The organism is Mesorhizobium sp. M7A.F.Ca.CA.001.08.2.1, from assembly GCF_003998455.1.
Lineage (GTDB): Bacteria > Pseudomonadota > Alphaproteobacteria > Rhizobiales > Rhizobiaceae > Mesorhizobium > Mesorhizobium ciceri.
In genome coordinates this window covers 1-1,169 of sequence record NZ_RZPW01001188.1, presented here as the reverse complement: position 1 = coordinate 1,169, position 1,169 = coordinate 1, and the positions used below count along the sequence as shown (strand labels likewise).

The following is a 1,169-nucleotide window of genomic DNA, read 5'->3' as shown; positions in this document are numbered from 1 at the left end:
ATCGTTATGGCCGGCTGCTCGGCGACTGCACCGCCGGCGGCAAGGATCTCAACCGCGCGCAGGTCGAGGCGGGCTGGGCGGTTGCCTATGGCGACTTCGAGAGCGAGGAAGCCATTGCCCGCGCGGCAAAGGCCGGCATCTGGGCGGGAACGTTCGATCAGCCGCAGAATTGGCGAGACAGCCATCACGGCGAAGTCGTCGAGAAGAAGCACGGCACACTGGCGTCGATCGGCGATGCCGTGCGCGAGATTTTTCGCTTCTGGTGATGCGCATCCTGGAACTGGAACCGAGGACGAACAGGAGGATGGAATGAAGCTCTTCGACGGCGGCCGGGCGCCCAATCCAAGGCGGGTCCGCGTTTTCCTGGCCGAGAAAGGCATCGAGGTTGCGCAGGTGCCCATCGATATGGGCGCGTTGGAACACAGGCAACAGGCGGTCAGCTCGCGCAACCCCTTGCAGCGTCTGCCGGTGCTGGAGCTCGACGACGGCACCGTCATCACCGAATCCGTCGCCATCTGCCGCTATTTCGAGGAGCTGCATCCCGAACCGGCCCTGTTCGGGCGTGGCGCACTCGGCAAGGCGCAGGTCGAGATGTGGCAGAGGCGGATGGAATTCAATTTGCTCAGCTGCGTCACGCAGGCCTTCCGGCACATCCATCCTGCCATGAAGGAATGGGAAATCCCGCAGGTCCCTGAATGGGGTGAGGCCAACAAGCCGAAGGCCGTGGCGTTCCTCAGGCTGCTGGACGGCGAACTGGGCAGCCGGGAGTTCATCGCCGGTGACAGCTATTCGATCGCCGACATCACCGGCCTGATCGCTGTCGACTTCATGAAGCCGGCACGCATCAAGGTACCGGATGAGTGCGCGAATGTGTTGCGCTGGCATCAAGCCGTTTCCAGCCGGCCGAGCGCATCAGCCTGAGAATGACTGCCGAACTCGAAAACCTCGTCGCCAGGGTCCGCGCCTGCCGCATCTGCGTGGAAAATCCGGCCGGCAAGCCGTTGCCGCATGAGCCGCGACCAGTGCTGCGCCCATCATCCACCGCCCGGATCCTGATCGCCAGCCAGGCGCCCGGCACCAAGGTGCATCTGTCGGGCATGCCGTTCACCGACGCTTCCGGCGACCGCCTGCGCAGCTGGCTTGGCGTGACGAGCGACGAATTCTACGAC

At 64.2% G+C, this 1,169-nt stretch carries 3 protein-coding genes; all 3 read left to right on the top strand.

What is annotated here, in order from left to right:
- Nucleotides 1–266 (top strand): thermonuclease family protein (locus EN914_RS36070; protein WP_164779198.1); only part of this gene is annotated, 266 nt, incomplete at its 5' end.
- 43 nt (nt 267–309) lie between these two features.
- The gene (locus tag EN914_RS36065) at nt 310–921 is read left to right on the top strand and encodes a glutathione S-transferase (RefSeq protein ID WP_024503312.1); all 612 of its coding nucleotides are present in this window, start codon (nt 310–312) and stop codon (nt 919–921) included.
- Nucleotides 861–1,169, top strand: a 309-nt coding sequence (locus tag EN914_RS36060; RefSeq protein WP_407067835.1) for a uracil-DNA glycosylase family protein, incomplete at its 3' end; no start/stop codon positions are given. The genes EN914_RS36065 and EN914_RS36060, both read left to right, overlap by 61 nt.

What these genes read in the sequence shown, in the direction of transcription:
- EN914_RS36065 (WP_024503312.1), top strand. Translation starts at nt 310, where the DNA reads ATGAAGCTCTTCGACGGCGGCCGGGCGCCCAATCCAAGGCGGGTCCGC.